16 protein-coding genes are annotated in these 17,780 nt (G+C 54.8%); 8 read left to right on the top strand and 8 right to left on the bottom strand.

Annotated features, from left to right (window positions below; translation table 11 throughout):
* Window positions 1-15: 15 nt before the first annotated feature.
* The 5 genes from LG297_RS04675 to LG297_RS04655 all read right to left on the bottom strand — a co-directional run bounded on the left by LG297_RS04675 (window position 16) and on the right by LG297_RS04655 (window position 4,425).
* Window positions 16-609, bottom strand: coding sequence for a lipocalin-like domain-containing protein (locus LG297_RS04675; RefSeq protein ID WP_404425616.1), 594 nt, complete (start codon window positions 607-609; stop codon window positions 16-18).
* A 213-nt stretch (window positions 610-822) separates the two neighbouring features.
* Window positions 823-1,410 carry a DUF4136 domain-containing protein gene (locus tag LG297_RS04670; protein WP_404425614.1) on the bottom strand — a complete coding sequence of 196 codons (588 nt, stop codon included), beginning with the start codon at window positions 1,408-1,410 and terminating at the stop codon, window positions 823-825.
* A 142-nt stretch (window positions 1,411-1,552) separates the two neighbouring features.
* Complete coding sequence (locus LG297_RS04665) at window positions 1,553-2,509, bottom strand: proline dehydrogenase family protein (protein ID WP_404425612.1); 957 nt, start codon at window positions 2,507-2,509, stop codon at window positions 1,553-1,555.
* Window positions 2,510-2,660: 151 nt separating this feature from the next.
* A complete protein-coding gene (locus LG297_RS04660) occupies window positions 2,661-4,253 on the bottom strand; it encodes a lysine--tRNA ligase (protein ID WP_404425610.1) in 1,593 nt (530 codons plus the stop codon).
* Window positions 4,254-4,287: 34 nt separating this feature from the next.
* Window positions 4,288-4,425 (bottom strand): hypothetical protein, encoded by a 138-nt coding sequence (locus LG297_RS04655; RefSeq protein WP_404425608.1) that lies wholly within the window; start codon window positions 4,423-4,425, stop codon window positions 4,288-4,290.
* A 268-nt stretch (window positions 4,426-4,693) separates the two neighbouring features.
* Here LG297_RS04655 and LG297_RS04650 point away from each other — a divergent pair, with 268 nt between their 5' ends.
* The 3 genes from LG297_RS04650 to LG297_RS04640 all read left to right on the top strand — a co-directional run bounded on the left by LG297_RS04650 (window position 4,694) and on the right by LG297_RS04640 (window position 10,484).
* On the top strand, window positions 4,694-5,785 hold the full coding sequence (locus tag LG297_RS04650; protein WP_404425606.1) for a sensor histidine kinase: 1,092 nt from the start codon (window positions 4,694-4,696) through the stop codon (window positions 5,783-5,785).
* Window positions 5,786-5,793: 8 nt separating this feature from the next.
* Window positions 5,794-8,238, top strand: a complete 2,445-nt coding sequence (locus LG297_RS04645) for an EAL domain-containing protein (RefSeq protein WP_404425604.1) — start codon at window positions 5,794-5,796, stop codon at window positions 8,236-8,238.
* Between the two features lie 170 nt (window positions 8,239-8,408).
* The gene (locus tag LG297_RS04640; RefSeq protein WP_404425602.1) at window positions 8,409-10,484 is read left to right on the top strand and encodes a methyl-accepting chemotaxis protein; all 2,076 of its coding nucleotides are present in this window, start codon (window positions 8,409-8,411) and stop codon (window positions 10,482-10,484) included.
* A 122-nt stretch (window positions 10,485-10,606) separates the two neighbouring features.
* On the opposite strand, the gene LG297_RS04635 is transcribed toward LG297_RS04640, so the two are convergent.
* A complete protein-coding gene (locus LG297_RS04635; protein ID WP_404425600.1) occupies window positions 10,607-10,846 on the bottom strand; it encodes a hypothetical protein in 240 nt (79 codons plus the stop codon).
* A 98-nt stretch (window positions 10,847-10,944) separates the two neighbouring features.
* Here LG297_RS04635 and LG297_RS04630 point away from each other — a divergent pair, with 98 nt between their 5' ends.
* A complete protein-coding gene (locus LG297_RS04630) occupies window positions 10,945-11,835 on the top strand; it encodes a LysR substrate-binding domain-containing protein (protein ID WP_404425598.1) in 891 nt (296 codons plus the stop codon).
* A 93-nt stretch (window positions 11,836-11,928) separates the two neighbouring features.
* Here the strand turns inward: LG297_RS04630 and LG297_RS04625 are convergent, their stop codons facing one another.
* A complete protein-coding gene (locus tag LG297_RS04625) occupies window positions 11,929-12,765 on the bottom strand; it encodes an aspartyl/asparaginyl beta-hydroxylase domain-containing protein (protein WP_404425597.1) in 837 nt (278 codons plus the stop codon).
* Window positions 12,766-13,208: 443 nt separating this feature from the next.
* Here LG297_RS04625 and LG297_RS04620 point away from each other — a divergent pair, with 443 nt between their 5' ends.
* The 3 genes from LG297_RS04620 to LG297_RS04610 all read left to right on the top strand — a co-directional run bounded on the left by LG297_RS04620 (window position 13,209) and on the right by LG297_RS04610 (window position 15,982).
* The gene (locus LG297_RS04620) at window positions 13,209-15,008 is read left to right on the top strand and encodes a methyl-accepting chemotaxis protein (RefSeq protein ID WP_404425595.1); all 1,800 of its coding nucleotides are present in this window, start codon (window positions 13,209-13,211) and stop codon (window positions 15,006-15,008) included.
* Between the two features lie 159 nt (window positions 15,009-15,167).
* Window positions 15,168-15,551 carry an MAPEG family protein gene (locus LG297_RS04615; RefSeq protein WP_404425593.1) on the top strand — a complete coding sequence of 128 codons (384 nt, stop codon included), beginning with the start codon at window positions 15,168-15,170 and terminating at the stop codon, window positions 15,549-15,551.
* Complete coding sequence (locus tag LG297_RS04610) at window positions 15,551-15,982, top strand: DUF1801 domain-containing protein (RefSeq protein ID WP_404425591.1); 432 nt, start codon at window positions 15,551-15,553, stop codon at window positions 15,980-15,982. Before LG297_RS04615 ends, LG297_RS04610 begins: the two co-directional genes overlap by 1 nt.
* A gap of 27 nt (window positions 15,983-16,009) precedes the next feature.
* On the opposite strand, the gene LG297_RS04605 is transcribed toward LG297_RS04610, so the two are convergent.
* On the bottom strand, window positions 16,010-16,465 hold the full coding sequence (locus tag LG297_RS04605) for a MarR family winged helix-turn-helix transcriptional regulator (RefSeq protein WP_404425589.1): 456 nt from the start codon (window positions 16,463-16,465) through the stop codon (window positions 16,010-16,012).
* A 256-nt stretch (window positions 16,466-16,721) separates the two neighbouring features.
* Between LG297_RS04605 and LG297_RS04600 the strand changes: the two genes are divergently transcribed.
* A complete protein-coding gene (locus tag LG297_RS04600) occupies window positions 16,722-17,753 on the top strand; it encodes an alpha/beta hydrolase (RefSeq protein ID WP_404425587.1) in 1,032 nt (343 codons plus the stop codon).
* Window positions 17,754-17,780: the final 27 nt, after the last annotated feature.

Below are 17,780 nucleotides of genomic sequence, written 5' to 3'. Positions count from 1 at the left end.
CGGAGCGGGATCATCTCATCTGACCCGCTCCCACTCGATGGCAATCCTAAGTCCACTGGGCCGGCTAAAGCTCTCGATCATCCGATCCCCCTCAACCCGAAGCTGAAGCTGCTCGGTCGTACGAACGCTACCTTCCCAGTTCGGAAAAGTAGAACCAAGAACGGTATTGCCGCTGAACACGCCGTTTTCATCGACCGTATATGTCCCGAAAAAGCCAATGCTACCTGCCATTGCAGCGGCATTTTCTGCTGCAGTTCCTTCTCCACGTATATCGGATGCAAAATCGGGCACGCGCGGATCAAGAAGGACCGCGACAAACTCCATCTCCCGGGTAAAAACCAGCCTTCCCTTAGGTTCGGGACCATAAGGCTGATTTACCTGTCCGTTTGTGTCTGTCAGTTCTGCTGACACAATCCGCCAGATGCCCTCAACCTCATTTTTCTTAACGGTCTCTGCGCGCGCCGCCGAAATTGCACTAAATGAAAAGGCGACAATTAACTCCAAAAACAGCATCCCCGCTGCGAGCGCCGCCAGCATCCATCGCCGCAACAAGACCGCATTAGCCGATACAGCCCGTTCACCTGTTCGCTTAACGCCAGTTTCCCGCATCAGAAAGCTCCTGTCACAATTCTTGGATCATCGCAGTCGCGGCTCGGCTGCCGCGCTGCTTTATGAGCAGGAAAACCTATATCTCTCTACGTACCCTGATAAGGGTAGTTCTGATGCATAAGGCGGTTAGAAATTCTAACTAATCCGCTTGATGTCAAACGGGCCGGATCATATATCCGGCCCGTTCCCTATCCAAACCGGCTAAACCCGGCCCTACTGCGCTGCAGGCATCACCGGAACACTGCTGCCTGCGACATAGGGATATTTGCCAAAGATCGCGGCCACGGCCTTGCGCACGCCTTGATTCGGATTGTTGCGAAACTCGCTGTCGATGCGCCCGATGGCCGTGCCTTCCCAGATCATCTGGTCTGTCCGGCGGTCTACCATATCGACCGAAATCGTGCCTTCGGTATAATTATCAACATATCCCGGCTCGACATAACCCGGCCAGCCGACATACATCCCGCTGCGATAACCATAATATCCGCCATAATAGACCGGCGGCGATGTCCGGGTCTTTTCCTCGGTCTTGAGGTGATAGTTGATCAGAATATCGGGATTGTTGATATCAACACTGTATCCCCGCGCCTCAAGCGCAGCACTGACAGCATCCTCGATCCGCTGGCCGTGCAGGGTGGCGTATTTTTCAGCCGACTTTCCCGCGGACTCATAAAAGGCAAAGGTCCGATAGCGTGAAAAATCCGCCGCCGGATCGGCATCGGTATAGACGCGCGGGCCGGTCGAGCAGGCCGCCAGCAGCATCGCCATTGCCCCCGCCATCATGATCTTGACCCTATTCATGCGGTCATCCTTTCGATGTTTGCCCGTTGATATTGACTATCATTTACCTGCATTCTACCGGTGAAACCGGTGAATGGAAATTCCTGATCTCGTTTGAAATTCAATTCTATCATTCTGGCAACCCAATGGCAGATCAGCATCTTTAACGATTAAACCCGGATCGCAACAGCAGGCCAAGATTTCGCGGATTTTCCCCGACACGCCGCCACGCATAAGCCCACCAGTCTTCCCCGAACGGCGCATAAAGCCGCAACCGGTAACCACGCGAAACAAGATCGCGCTGCAAAGGCTGATTGACGCCATAAAGCATCTCAAATTCAAACCCGTCACGCGACCAGCCACGCACATCTGCAAGGGCCGCGATTTTTTCCACCAGTTCGCGATGATGAGATCCGAACACCGGCAAAAATCCGCTGGCGTGTGCCGCATCCGATAGCATCATATCGGCCAGTTTCAGGTAATTGGCATCGATATCGGAACGTTTGGTATAGGCTACGCTGGCCGGTGGGGCCATCGCCCCCTTGACCAGACGCACCATCGCCCCTTGTTCGATCTTGCGCGTCAAATCGGCCTCGGTGCGGAACAAACGGGCCTGCAAGGTCTGGGCAACCGGATGGCCGATATCACGCAAACGATCATGTAGCGCCAGCGTATCATCGATCATGGCGAAATCTTCCATGTCGATCATTAACCGATGGCACCGCGCGTCACTTTGCACCTCTGCGGCTTCGCCGATCAATGCCGCGAGCTTCAATGCATTATCCCACAACATCGCCGGGTCCTGCATGTAACCAAGCTGCGACGGATCGATGGAAACATGCACATCAAGCCCGGCAGCATTAAGCTCCGGGATCAGATCGGCCAACTGGTCGACCGTGCGCGTCACCTGTGCCGGATCGGTGACATATTCGCCCAGATAAAAACTGGAAACGCTGATGCCCTGCCCGTTCAGATCGCGCGCCCGTGTCACATGACCGGCAATGTCATCACCGCTGACAAACTGTGCCGCCAACCCGGTTTTCCGCCCGACCGCCTCGCCCATGCGGCGCAACGGTTTGCTGCACGCCACCGCGATCATCGTCTTTTGCCAGAACCCCATCCATCAACTCCGTTTTGGTCAAACGCAAAAGAACAACCATCGGCGATAAGCCGCCAAACTTATTGAAGGAAATGACACCGGATCAAACAAAAAGCGACCCGCCTGGTGACGGGTCGCCTTGTATTACCGAAATCGGGAAAAGACCGAACGCTTACGCGCCGAGGTCTTCACCGGCAATCGCGCGGTCGATCAGCTTCACACTTTCATCGATACCATAAAGCGCGATGAACGACCCCATGCGCGGGCCCTGTTCCTGCCCCAGCAGGACTTCGTACTGTGCCCTGAACCAGTCGCGCAGGTTTTCGTAATTGTGCTTTTTGCCGACTTCGAAAATCTGGGTCTGAATGTCGCCGCCATCCGTACCGGGCTCAAGGGTTTTCAGCATATCGCGCAGATCGGCAAAGGCTGCTTTTTCCGCCTCGGTCGGCAGGCGGTATTTCTTCGCCGGTTTGACGAAGTCGCTGTAATAATTGATTGCGTAACCCACCAGCTTGTCGAGATAGGGCGCGTTTTCCGGCGTTGCGCCCTTGGCATAACGCGAAATAAACGCCCACAAAAGATCCCGATCAGCCGTGTTACAGACCGAAACAAGGTTCAGAAGAATACCAAACGACAGCGGAATTTCACGTTCCGGTGCCTTGCCTTCATGGATGTGCCATGCCGGGTTCTGCAAAAGCTTTTCCGGATCGGTTTCGGTTTTCAGCTTGTCGGCAAAGGTCAGATATTCATCCACCGTTTTCGGGATGACATCAAAATACAGGCGTTTTGCTGTTTTCGGTTTCTGGAACATGAACAGTGACAGGCTGTCTTCCGGCGCATATTTCAGCCAGTCTTCCATCGAAATGCCGTTACCCTTGGATTTCGAGATTTTCTGTGCGTTCTCGTCAAGGAACAGCTCGTAATTGAAGCCCTCCGGCGGGGTGCCGCCAAGCGCCTTGACGATCTTGTTGCCCAGTTCGACCGACGGAATAAGGTCCTTGCCCGCCATCTCGTAATCAACGCCAAGCGCAAACCAGCGCATTGCCCAGTCGGGCTTCCACTGCAATTTGCAACGCCCGCCCGTAACCGGGGTTTCCACCAGCTTGCCGGTTTCGGGATGTTCGTAAACGATGGTTCCGGCTTCAACGTTAAGCTCGGTAACCTTTGCCATCAGGACCTTGTTGGTGCCTTCTTCGACCGGCATGAACGGGCTGTATGTCGCGCGCCGTTCTTCACCAAGGGTCGGCAGCATGATTTTCTGGATCGCGTCATACCGCTCCAGAAGACGCAGAAGGGCTGCATCGAACATGCCCGAACGATAACATTCGGTCGAGGATTTGAATTCGTAATCAAAACCGAAACTGTCGAGGAAATCGCACAGACGCGCATTGTTGTGATGCGCAAAGCTTTCGTGGGTGCCAAACGGGTCCGGCACGCTGGTCAAGGCCTTGCCAAGATGCTGGGCGACCATGTCCTTGTTCGGGATATTGTCGGGCACCTTGCGAAGGCCGTCCATATCGTCCGAGAAGCAGAACAGTTTGGTCGGAATATCGGACATCAGCTCGAACGCGCGGCGCACATAGGTCGTGCGCGCAACTTCGCCAAACGTCCCGATATGGGGCAGGCCTGACGGGCCATAACCGGTTTCAAACAGCACATAACCCTTTTCAGGCTTCTTCTGTTTATACCGCTCGACCAGCTTGCGGGCTTCCTGGAAAGCCCAGACGTTGCTGTTAAAGGCGGCATCACGAAGATCGGCTGTCATTTTTGAAACCTTGTTTGTCAGTTGGATCGTTGAATTATCTGGAAATCCGGCCACGCATGAAATCACCCGGATTTCGCGCGTGCGCGAAGCTATCCCCGCCGGCCTGCAAGATCAAGTCCGGATCGGGCATGGCCGGGCTGCGAAGTATGATTTCACGGGCGCGACGCATCATCTCCCCACCCTGACAGAGAGGACGGACAAAGTGATGCGCAAAATTCGCGCATCAGATCATCAGGCTACAGCAAATATAAGAAAAAATGCAAACCTACACCGACGGATGGTTGAAACCGGCTTGCCGAACGCTGATATGACGTGTTGGATACCTGTCCGTGCAGTCAGGGACCATAAAACAGCCGGGAGTGGGTGAAAAATCTGGCGACGATCAGGTGGGGTTTCCTGCCTTTTCAGGCGGAAAACCGTCTTGCACGGGAGAAAAATGATTGACCGAAACGTCAGACATGGAAGATTTGTCGGCGTCGCGTACCGATGGCTCGGGCAGTACGATGACCGCACCGCATGTCGCATTCGATGAAGATCACCGGTTCCGGCGTGTTGTTGAATACGCGCCAAATGCGATGATTCTTGTCGATGCCAAGGGCCTTATTGAAATGGTCAATGCCGAAACCGAAAAGGTGTTCGGTTATACCCGTAATGAATTACTGGGCCAGCCGGTGGATATTTTGGTGCCCGACCGGTTCCGCCATCATCATGCGGGTTTGCGCGCAAGCTTTATTGCATCCCCCGGCCCGCGCCCGATGGGACCGGGGCGCGATCTTTATGCGTTGCGCAAGGATGGCAGCGAGTTCCCTGTTGAAATCGGCCTCAATCCCATATCCGAGGGCGACCGGGTGCAGGTTCTGGCCGCAATTGTCGATATTTCGGATCGAAAATCCCGTCAGGAAAGCCTGGAAAAGTCGCTGCAGGAAAAGGAAATCCTGCTGTCGGAAGTCCATCACCGGGTCAAAAACAATCTGCAGATCGTTCATAGCCTGCTTGATATGCAAACGGCGAATGTGAAGGATGAACTGGCGCGTGAAATCCTCCGCGACAGTTGCAACCGTGTGCGATCCATGGCGCAAATTCACCAGACGCTTTATCAGAACGAGGATGTATCACGGGTTGATTTCAACTATTTCTGCGACGCGCTGATCAATTCGCTGCTGGTCACATTCAATACCGATCCCGAACGGATCGAATTCAACCGTGATCTGGGATCGGTTTCGCTTCCGATCGGAACCGCCGTGCCCTGTGGCCTGATTGCCAACGAACTTGTGACCAATGCGCTGAAACACGCCTTTCCGGGGGATCGCAAGGGTATCATCAGCCTGATCGCGCATCAGATTTCCCCCAACCAGATCGAACTTAGCCTGACCGATAACGGGGCGGGATTCCCGGATGATTTCAGCATCGACGACAGCAGCGGGCTCGGCCTGCAACTGGTCGAACTTCTGACCGAACAACTGGGCGGCACGCTTGAGGTGCATACAAGTAACCCGACCCGTATCACCATTCGCTTTCCGGTAAAGGATTGAGGACCGCTATGCGCAAACCGATCCATGTCATGATTGTCGAAGACGAACGGATCGTCGCACTTCATCTGCGCCAGCAGCTTGCACGGCTGGGCTATGACAGAACATCGGTGCATAGTGCCGGGGTCAATGCACTTAATGCGATTGAAAATGACGCACCCGACATCATTTTGATGGATATCCATATTGACGGCGATATGGACGGGATCGAAACCGCAGCGGGCATTCCCCAACATCTGATGATCCCGATCATCTATCTGTCGGCCTATTCCGAGGACACAACCCTTGAACGGGCACGCAAAACGCGCCCTTACGGCTTTCTGTTAAAGCCGTTCTCCGAACGCGAATTGCACGCCACCATCCAGATGGCGCTGGAACGGCGCGAGGTCGAACTGGCCCTACGCGAAAGCCAGGAACGCCTGTCGCTTGCCATGCATGCCGCCCGCATGAGCTGCTGGGAAGTCGATGTCGATACCCGCAAAATGCACAGTACCGGATTGGCGCAATTTTTACCGGGCGAAAGCCAGAATACCGAAACCATTACCGAAAACTGGGAAGACTTCCTGCGTCGTGTGGCATCCGAAGACCGCGACATGGTTCGCAAGGCATTCGAATATGCCGTTCTGAATGGCGAATTTTACGATATCGTTTTTCGCGGCGAGCATACCAAGGGCGCGCAAAGCTGGTTCCGCGCACGCGGCAAGTCCTATGTCAATGATCGCAAGGGGACGCTCCGCATCATCGGTGTGATGCAGGACATCACCGATCAGCGCATCACCAATGAAAAGCTTCGTCAGGCGATGACGGTGTTTGAAACCACCCAGGACGGCATCCTGATCCTTGACCCGGATCTGAACATCACCAGCGCCAACCGCGCCTATTGCCAGATTACCGGTGCCGATCCGGAAAATGTGAATGGCAAGCCGCCTTATATGATCGTACCCGAAGCCTTCCCGCCCGCCTTCTATCAGGAACTGTTTCATACCCTGCGTACGCGCCGCCACTGGCATCGCGAAATTGACACGCGCGATATGTCGGGCAATCCGATTTCAATCGTGATGCAGATCATCGCAGTCGAGGATGACGACGGCCAACTGACCCATTTCGTTGCCATGATTTCGGATCGTACCGCAATCCGTCAGGCCGAACAGGAACTGCATTATCTGGCACAATATGACGGTCTCACAGGCCTTCCCAACCGGCTGCTGGCGACCGACCGCCTTAACCGCGCGATTGAACGCTGCGAACGAACCGGTGCGGTTGTCGCCTGTCTGTTTCTGGACCTCGATGATTTCAAGAATATCAACGATACGCTGGGCCACGCGGCGGGTGATCAGGTTTTACAGATTGTCTCGACCCGGATCAAGGCCGTGACGGATCGCACCGATACCATCGCGCGCCTTGGCGGCGATGAATTCATGATCGTCCGTGAAAACATGCATAGCGAGGTCGCCGCAGGCAATCTGGCCAGCCAGATCATTCATGAACTGCAAAAGCCGTTCTATATTGTCGGCCACGAACTGACATTGTCAGCCAGTATCGGGATCGCCCTTTATCCCGAAAACGCCCATTCGCCACAGGACCTGATCCGTCTGGCCGATACCGCGATGTACGCCGCCAAGGATCAGGGACGACGTACCTATGCCTTCTATAAATCGGCAATGACCGAAAATGCCACCCATTATATGACCCGCAGCCTGGAACTCAGACGCGGCCTGGAAAAGGGTGAACTGGCCCTTTATTACCAGCCGCAGATGGATGCGCAGACCGGTCAGATGACCGGGGCCGAGGCCCTGATCCGCTGGCATCATCCGAAAAGCGGTTTGCTTGGCCCGGCCGAAATCATCCCGGTGGCCGAACAAAGCGGCCTGATCGTTGAAATAGGCCAGTGGGTATTGAACGAGGCCTGTGCACAATCGCGCCGCTGGCAGGATGAAGGCCATCCCCCCATCCGCATGGCGGTCAATGCATCTGTAAGACAGATGCGATCGCCGGGCTTTGCCGGAACCGTGCAAAAAGCCCTGTCCGAAAACGGTTTGTCGCCGGAATGGCTGGAAATCGAGGTCACCGAAAGCATGATCCAGGACGAAGTCATCATGATCGATACGCTGCATGAATTGCGTGCGGTCGGGGTATCGCTCGCGATTGACGATTTCGGTACCGGTTATTCCTGCCTGCGTTCGATCAAAAACCTGCCGCTCAAACGCATCAAGATCGACCGTGCCTTTATCAATGGCATTCCGCAAAATGCCGACGATGCCGCCCTTGCCGTGGCCATCATTGCGATGGCCCGCACCCTTGGGCTTACGGTTACGGCCGAAGGGGTCGAAACGGTCGAACAACGTGATTTCCTGCGCGAACAGGGCTGCACCGAATTACAGGGCTTCCTGTTCAGCAAGCCGGTTCCGGCCGCACAGCTTTTTGAAACGGTCTACCGGAATGCGAAAATTTCATAAAACAATCCCACCTTTTATTGTCCTCTGAACAGATAATTCCCACTTACCTAAAGTATAGTCTGCGTGGTAAAATCTCCCGATCAAAGCCGCCAAATCCTTGAATAAGGCGGCACAGGGCAGGACCGTCAGGCTTACTTCAGAGGTATAGGCTTATCTGAGGGGGACCCTTAATGCGATTTTCCAACCTGTCTCTTGGCGCCAAGCTCACCTGCGTCAGTGCGCTCGCCATCGCCTTCTGCCTGATCGTTGGCATCTTCCTTCAAACCGTCCAGACAAGTAAAACAACCGAAGACCTGACCGTGGGCGAAGCCCGTGCCGTTGGCCAGTTCCACGCCGAACAGGCCAGCCGGGTGCTGAATGGCGGGATGCTGGTTGCCAAAAACCTTGCCGGGGCGTTTCGCGCGCTTCGCGAACAGGGTGGCGTAGACCGCAAGGCCTATAACGAAATCCTCAATCGCACACTGATCGACAACCCGTCGCTTGCCGGGGCATGGTCCGGCTTTGAACCCGATGCGCTTGACGGCAAGGATGCCGATTACAAGGACGAGGGCGAGCCGTTCGGCAACGGTTCGGGCCGTTATATTACCTATTATTACAATTTCGGCGACGGGATCGTTCCCTATCACCTGACCGGCCTCGACGATACATCGGTCAATGAATATTACACCGAACCCAAACGCACCAATAACCCCTACCTGACCGATGCCATCACCTATGACATTCAGGGGCGCGATGTGGTTCTGACATCGTTTGTCTATCCGGTGCAGGACAGTGGCGGCAAATTCCTTGGCGTCATGGGCGTCGATCTTGAACTGAATGCGCTGTCCGAACGGTTTGCCCAACTGGGCCCGTTTGGCACCGGCACAGTCAACCTTGTCTCTGCTCAGGGCACATGGGTCGCCCATGAAAATCCCGATATTCGCGGCACCAAACTTGATGCCGCCAATCCAACCGACGCAGCCATTCTTGATGCAATGAAATCGGGCCAGTCCGGTCAGATTGACGACGACGAATTCATGCATCTGATTGTTCCGGTCGCCATCGAAGGCTATGCCAACCAGTGGGGCGTGGTCGTCAATGTGCCGCTTGCCACCGTTTATGCCCCGGCCAATGACCTGCGCGATGCGACCCTGATCGGCGGTGTGGTGCTGTTGATCGTGGTGATTGCAGTGATTCTGCTGTCGACCAACGGTATGGTCGCCCGCCCGATGACACGGGTTGCCGGGGTGATTTCCGATCTGGAAAAAGGCAATTTCAGTGTCACCGTCCCCTATCATGACCGCTCCGACGAAATCGGTGCGATTGCCAAGGCGTTGGAAGCGTTCAAGAAAGCATCTGCCGGCATGCAGCAGGCTGAACGCGACAAGCGTGAAGCCGAACATCGCGCCAGCGAGGAACGCAACCGCACCCGTCTTCAAATGGCAGACGAGTTTGAAAAATCGGTCGGCTCCATCGTCGTCAATGTGACGGATAGCGCGGGCGATATGGAAAAGGTGTCGCGCCAGATGCGCCGTGCGGCTGATGAAAGCTCCGAACAGGCAACCGTGGTCGCCGCTGCCGCCGATGAGGCCAGCGCAAATGTTCAAACCGTCGCCTCGGCGAGCGAGGAACTTTCCGCCTCCATCCAGGAAATCAGTTCGCAGGTTGCCCGATCATCGGAAATCGCCAACAACGCGGTCGAGGAGGCATCGCGTGCCAATGCCATGGTCACCGGTTTGGCCGAGGCCGCCGATCGTATCGGTCAGGTCGTCAGTCTGATCAACGATATCGCGTCCCAGACCAACCTTCTTGCGCTTAACGCAACCATCGAGGCCGCCCGCGCAGGCGAAGCGGGCAAGGGATTTGCCGTGGTTGCAAGCGAGGTCAAAAACCTTGCCAACCAGACCGCCAAGGCGACCGAGGATATCGCCCAGCAGATCGGATCGATCCAGTCCGAAACCCACAATACCGTCGGCGCGATTGAAAAGATCACCGAAACGATTTCCAACATCAACGAGATCACCAGTGCGATTGCCGCCGCAGTCGAACAACAGGGTGCTGCCACAGCCGAAATTTCAGGCAATGTGCAGCAGGCAGCAGCAGGCACGAACGAGGTATCATCTTCCATCGGAATTGTGCGCAATACATCACAACAAACCGGTGATGCCGCATCCAACGTTCAGGCCGGCGCAACCGAACTGGCAGAACAGGCGCGCAACCTCGACACTCAGGTCAAAAGCTTCCTTGACCGGTTGCGTCATATCTAAGGGTCCGGATACCGGACTTTGACCCGGAAACCGTCGCGTGATTTCAGTCGCTTGTGAATGTCTGGTTTGTGATGACGCAAATCAGAAGCACAAGATCGGGACTGAAATCACCGACGCGGGTTTCAAATGCCTGCACATCGGCGGTCAGACATTTCGCGAGCTTCCCTGCGGCCATGATCCGCAGGGTTAATGTGTCTGAAGACTGCCCGCCGCAGCATTGCCAAACCCTGACGAACAACTTTCACCCGTTCGATCCGCCCCTGTTGGCGGATTTGGTGAAGGGATTCTTGATCCGCGCCAAAAGCAGAAACCGGATGACAGGAAACATCCTTGGCATAACTCTCAGAAAAACTGCGTGACATGTTGACTTCTCCTTCGTCTTTCGATGCCATAAATCTAGCATTTCAAGGCATTTGAAGCTTGTCAGAAAAGCTGCGTATCTGTTAGTTTTTCTATCATTATGAAGTCAAACAACATCGCTTGGTTACCGTTAAATTCCCTGCGTGCTTTCGCTGCGGTCCATGAAACCGGCTCTGTAGGGGCGGCTGCGGAAATGCTGAGCGTGACGCATGGCGCCGTAAGCCAGCATCTGCGCAGCCTTGAAGACCGGTTGCAGCGCAAATTGTTTACCCGGTCGGGCAACCGCCTGGTCATGCTGCCCGAAGCCGCGGGTCTGGCAGAAAATCTGCTTCGGAATTTCAGGGCGATTGCCGGTGATATCGACCAATATCGACGTGACGACAATATCCTCAACATCACCGTCACACCGCATTTCGCCCAATATTGGCTGTTACCGCGCCTTGGCGGATTTCTGCAACATCACCCGGAAATCGACCTTCGCATCAATGCCGATGCGACCGTGCATGACCTTGAACACGGCGATTTCGATGCTGCTGTCCGGCATGGTGACGGCAACTGGCCGGGACTGAACTGCGAAAGGCTTCTTGAAAGCAGGGATGTCGTCGTGGCGGCACCTGCGGTTCTGGAGGCTGTTTCCGTTCAAACACCTCAGGATCTGATCAGGCTGCCATGGATATTGGACGAGGACCGGGACATTGAAATGTCCAACTGGTTCGATGATCATGGTGTTGCTCACCAAGCGCATAAACGAATTACCCGACTGCCCAGCGCGCTAACGCTTGTCGCGGCACTGGACGGATATGGCGTGGCATGGTTGCCTCATGTTTATGCGGCACCTTATTTGACCAGCGGGCGTCTGGTGCAATTATTCAGCGACGACAGCTTTCCTGCCCAAAATACACGCCACTATTACCTGTGCTGGGCAGACAGCAAGAACCGCCCGGCTTTCAGAACGTTTCGGCAATGGATAAGGCAGCAACTTCAGGGATAGTCGGGTAACAAGGCCGGTTTCAGTGATTGTCCGACACGCAAAAGGCGACGGGAATCCGCCGCCTTTTCTTTTGTTCCGGCATAACACGCAGGATCAGTTGCCTGACTGATTGCGTAATTTTTCGGCTTCGGCGTAAAACTTCTTTTCCCACTTGTTGTGATTATCCAGCCCTTCCTTGATGAAAGGAGTAAAAATTGCAAGATTCATCAGGCACCAGTTCACCAGTCGGGCGGGAAACTTCATCGGCTTGACGAAATCGACAAACAGCACGACCCGCGTCTGATCGGTATGGTTCCATGCTTCATGTTCATAGGAATCATCAAAAATCAGAACCTTGCCTTCTTCCCAGTGGCATGTCCGGTTTCCCACCCGAATACCCAGCTTGTCGGGCTGTTCCGGGACAATCAGACCAAGATGCATCCGCAACACACCGTTATAAGGTCCGCGATGCGGCGGCAGGTGTTTTCCCGGTTCGAATATTGAAAACATGACCGTCGTCAGGCCGGGGATCTTGTTCATGATCCGCCAGGTTTCCGGGCAAGCCCGGATGTTTTGCTCGGACTTCAAACCGAATCCCAGCAGGAAGAAGGTTTTCCAATCCGCATCGCTGGAAATCTCTTTGACGTCCGTCGAAATATCGTGAAACGACGGCAGTTCATCCTTGCGCAGCAAAATTTGGTCAAGTTCCTTACGGATGACAGGCCATTCTTTTTCGATGTCGGCCGCCCAGGGGAAGGTTGCATTGTCATAGACCGGCGGATTGCCGAACCTGGCGTATTTCCGGTTCAACCGTTCTGCACGGGAAACGATCCCCATGAAAAACCGGGTGATGCGACTTGGCCGATCCATCGGACGGATACCGTCCGTTCCGAAACGATGTTCGGGTTCCTGACCGACCGCGTGCGGGATGCTCGTGTCGTAATTATGCAATTTTGCCCTCTTTGTTATACAGCAGACTGAGCATTCGAAGGAAATGCCGGAAATGACAGACAATCATGGCAATATATTGCCATCGCAAATTGTCGGCAAAGCTTTCATCCCGGATAAAACGTGTTCGCATTCGTGTGGTTCCAGAAATCTGGACAGAATCGGAACGCTTTTTATCCATTCAGCCCCTTGCTTGACCTCCCGTCACACCAGAACCCGCCCGAAACCGGCAAAATGAAATCTGAAAAAACTCTAATCTGCCCATAATGACAAAGCCTTGGTTTGCGATTTTGTATCATGTCAATAATCATACTTTTTCAGCTTGTATTTTCCCCTGACATACTCTTGTAATCAAAAATAGAATTAGCACATGCTACTAAACTGAATGAGTGCATTTTCCTTGCAACAATCCCCCAATAGTTATGACTTTCAAGGGTCGCCCGATCATGTTCAGAAATTTTCGCATCACCCATCGCCTGGCCGGACTGGCGACCATACTTCTGGCATTCAGTTGCCTGATCGGATCGGTCGGGATTTATAAAATGACCGTAATCGGCAACGAGCTTGAACAGGTTGCCGCACGCGACCTGCCCTTGACGCTGATGCTTGAAAAAATAACGCAGCATCAGTTGCAGCAAGCCATCCTGATGGAAAAAGCCCTGCGCTATCGCAATATTGACGCCCATGACGCTACCGAAACAGAGGCCGACATCCGGCACCATTTCGAAGAACTGGCAAAACAGACCGACACCGAACTCGCCGCCGCACACCAGATGGTCAATAGCTATCTGAAGGATGCAATCAGTGACGAGGCCCGCACAGAATTTTCCGGGGTCGAAACCGCCCTTGGCCGGATCGAAACCGATCACCGTACTTACGAAGCACAGGTCAACGATATTTTCAAAGCCCTCGATGACGGCGCAAGTGCGCCGGATGTTGCGGATGCCGTGATTGCGACCGAAGCACTGCAAGACAATCTTGATACTGCCATTGAAAACCTTGTCGCCGAAGTTGCGGCTTATACACAGGCATCGATGAATACCGCCCTTGCTGATGAACGCATGGGCAAGACGCTGATTACCGTTTTGTCCGGTCTTGTGTTGATATCGGGTGTTGCACTGGCGTGGTTGCTGGGCCGGTCGATCACATTGCCGTTGCGTCGCTTGACCAGTGCGCTTGTCGATCTGTCTAAGGGCAAGCTCGATACAGCCGTACCGGCTTCCAAATTCCGCGACGAAGTCGGCGAAATGGCCGATGCGATGCGGATTTTTCAGGCCGACATGATCAAGGCCCGCGAACTGGAAGCCGCCCAGAAAACCCAACGTGCGCGGGATGAAAAACGCCGGACCGAAACCGACCGGCTGGTAAAGGAATTCTGCGACACGCTTGTCGAAACCTTTGCCGATATCGTCAAAAGTGCCAAAGATGTTCTCGCACGTGCCGAAATGATGCAAACTCAAAGCTCTCAGGCCGGATCGCTTGCCGGGTCGGTTGCGACCGAGGCAGAAGAATCATCGGCCAGTGCGCAGTCGCTAAGTGCCGCGACCGAAGAAATGGTCGCGGCCATCGATGAGATATCATCCCGGATCACCCAGTTTTCCGGGGTAGCACGCGAGGCAGTGGATCACTCCACCGCCTCGCAGACGGAAATGCGCAATTTGCAGGAAGTCGCCGACGAAGTCGGTCAGGTCGTACAACTGATTACCCAGATTGCCGAACAAACCAATCTGCTGGCGCTGAACGCTACGATCGAGGCCGCGCGAGCCGGCGATGCTGGTAAGGGCTTTGCCGTCGTCGCGGGCGAAGTGAAGAACCTTGCCAGCCAGACCGCCAAGGCGACCGAGGAAATCACCCGCAAGATCGACCGCATTCAAACCGTTTCGCGCAATTCGACCGAGGCCATCAATAATATCGGCACCGTGATCGGCAGCATCGATGATTATGTCACCGCTATTGTCGGTGCCGTCGAGGAACAAAACGTTACGACCCGCGAAATCGCCCGAAATGTCGATTTCGTATCGGAAAGTGCCAAACGCGTTTCGGAAAATGTCACCACAATCCAAAGCAGCGTCGCCGATGTCGGCAGCAGTGCGGTGACCGTACATGACAATGCTGACCGCACGGCCCATCAGGCCGATTTCCTGAATGGCAAAATCGGCGAGTTCATCACCGCCATGAAACGCGCCCAGAATGACGATCCGGGCAAGGAAGTCCGCAATCCCACCATGTTGCGGGCAGCCGAGTAGCACATTATTCGCAAAGACATGATCATCACACAGACAGGCCGGGGAAATCTCCGGCCTGTTTTTTTACCCCGGGTGTCATTCCGGGTTAACGCAGCCCTTGCACCACCCCTGCCAATCAGGCAAAGCTGTTCATTCACAATGCAATAAAGGACCACAGCCATGCTGCCGATCCCTGTAACCGTTTGCCTGACAGGTATTTTTGCCTTGATGCTGGTTGCGCTTAGCCTGAATGTTTCCCTGCGGCGGCGCGATCTTAAACTCGCGCTTGGCGATGGCGGGGACATGGTTCTGCTACGCCGGATCCGGGCACATGGCAACTTTGCCGAAAATGCCCCGTTCTGTATTCTGGTTATCCTGGCACTTGAAGCCGTTCTGGCAACATCGGGCATCATCTGGCTGATTGCGGCGGCCTTTGTCGTCGCCCGCATTCTGCACGCCTGGGGAACGCTGACCGGCACCCTTGCCCTGATTGCGCCCGCGATGGTCATACAGCATGTCGTGTTGGGCTGTGCCGCGATCTGGCTTCTGATCCAGTCTGTCTGATGACATCCCGCCCCTTTTCGCCGCCCGACCTTGACGCCAAATTTGCCAGCTATCCCGATGATGCCGGTAAAGCATTAAGGACGATCCGCGAATGGATTTTCGACCTGGCAGCTACCGACCCGGCAATTGGCCAGATCACCGAGGCCTTTAAATGGGGCGAACCCGCATGGCTGACTCCGTCCGGGTCGGGCACGACCATTCGTGCCGACTGGAAATCAAAGACCCCCGGTCAGATCGCCATCTATGTCAATTGCCAGACGGATCTGATCGACCGGATACGCAGCCATTTTGACGGTATTCTGCAATGTGACGGCAACCGGGCGGTCATCCTGCCGCTGGATCGCCCGCTCCCCGAAGAGCCGGTTAAAACCGTGCTTGTCTGGGCGCTGACCTATCATCTGGACAGGCGCAAACCAACCCGCAAACGCTAGTCACCGCTTGCCTGAACGTTTTCATCGCTACTTCCGCAATGCATTTGCCTCAAGATTGTCACGCAACTGGCCCAGATCGTCGATCAGGCGTTTGATTGTCGAAAGATCAAGTTCCGCCACCTCGCCAACACAGCGTGGCACATCAAGCGCCTTTTGCCGCAATTCCCTGCCCGCCACCGTCAGGGTGATGCGCACGGACCGTTCATCCTTCGGGTCGCGGGTTCGTTTGACCAGCCCTGCCGCCTCAAGCCTTTTTAACAACGGTGTCAGCGTGCTGGATTCCAGGAACAGCTTTTCACCAATGCTGCGCACCGGCTGATCATCCTGCTCCCACAAGGTCACCATCACCAGATATTGCGGATAGGTAAGCTCAAGCGCGTCAAGCAGCGGCTTATAGATACGGTTAAACGCATGACTGGCAGCATAGACCGAAAAGCACAGAAAGTTTTCGAGCCTGAGCGGGTCGTTATCATGATCGTCCATGGTGGCATTCTCCTTTGTCCTATCGGGCCGGTCCGGCTGACAGTCACTGGGGCTGCTCTAAAGCCCGGAATACGGCTGATTTGAAATCAAACCCTCATCAATATATCGCACGCGATTTAATTACAAGCGATTTAATTGCATAGCTCGTATTCTCAAATTTATATCGCACACGATTAAATCGTGCGCTATAACAAAATCATCGAAACGGAAAACGCCGCACAGCGGCACCAAACAGACAGCTCAAAGGAACAAGATCATGAACACATTCAAAACGACTGTTGCCTCCGCTGCAATTGCTCTGGCAACCACCCTGACAGCCACGACCGCTTTGGCCGATCCGGTTCTCGAAAACAACACCCAGAACTTTATCAATGCCCTGACCGCTTCGGGTGGTGCGCCAATCTACACGCTCAGCCCCGCTGATGCCCGCAATGTTCTGGCCGGTGCACAGGCAGGCCCGATTGCAAAACGCGCCGCCGACGTTACCGACACCGTCTTGCCGGTTGGCCCGACCGGCGAAACCCGGGTCCGGATCGTCCGCCCCGAAGGCAACACCGACCGCCTGCCGGTTGTCGTTTACTTCCACGGTGGTGGCTGGGTCTTGGGCGATAAGGAAACCCACGACCGTCTGATCCGCGAAATCGCCGTACAGTCAAATGCTGCCGTCGTCTTCGTTGATTACGAACGTTCGCCCGAAGCCAAATACCCGATCGCGATCGAACAGGATTATGCCGTCACCAAATATGTCGCCGAGCACAGCGAACAGCTTAACGTTGACCCGACCCGTCTGGCGATTGCAGGTGACAGTGTCGGTGGCAATATGACCGCGGTTGTTTCCCTGCTGGCCGAGCAGCGCAAAGGCCCTGAAATCATCGCTCAGGTCCTGTTCTATCCGGTGACCGACGCGAATTTTGAAAACGGATCCTATACCGAATTTGCCAATGGCCCGTGGTTGACCAAGGCAGCAATGGAATGGTTCTGGAACCAGTACCTGCCCGAAGGAACTGATCGTACCGATCCGAAAGTAACGCCGATCCACGCCCCACAGGATTTGCTGGCCGGTCAGGCACCTGCCCTGATCATCACAGATGAAAATGACGTGCTGCGTGACGAGGGCGAAGCCTATGCCCGCAAACTCAGCCAGGCCGGGGTGGATGTCACCACGGTTCGCTACAACGGCACGATCCATGATTTCGTCATGCTCAATGCCGTTGCCGATACCCCGGCTGCCAAGGCTGCAACCGCCCAGGCCAGCCAGTTTTTGAAGAACGCCTTTTACGGCGAATAACCTGAACTTTCTGCAACTTCTTTCGGG

Origin of the sequence: Thalassospira australica, assembly GCF_044790785.1 — a bacterium.
Taxonomy (GTDB): Bacteria; Pseudomonadota; Alphaproteobacteria; order Rhodospirillales; family Thalassospiraceae; genus Thalassospira; species Thalassospira australica_A.
This window is presented reverse-complemented; position numbering and strand designations above follow the sequence as displayed.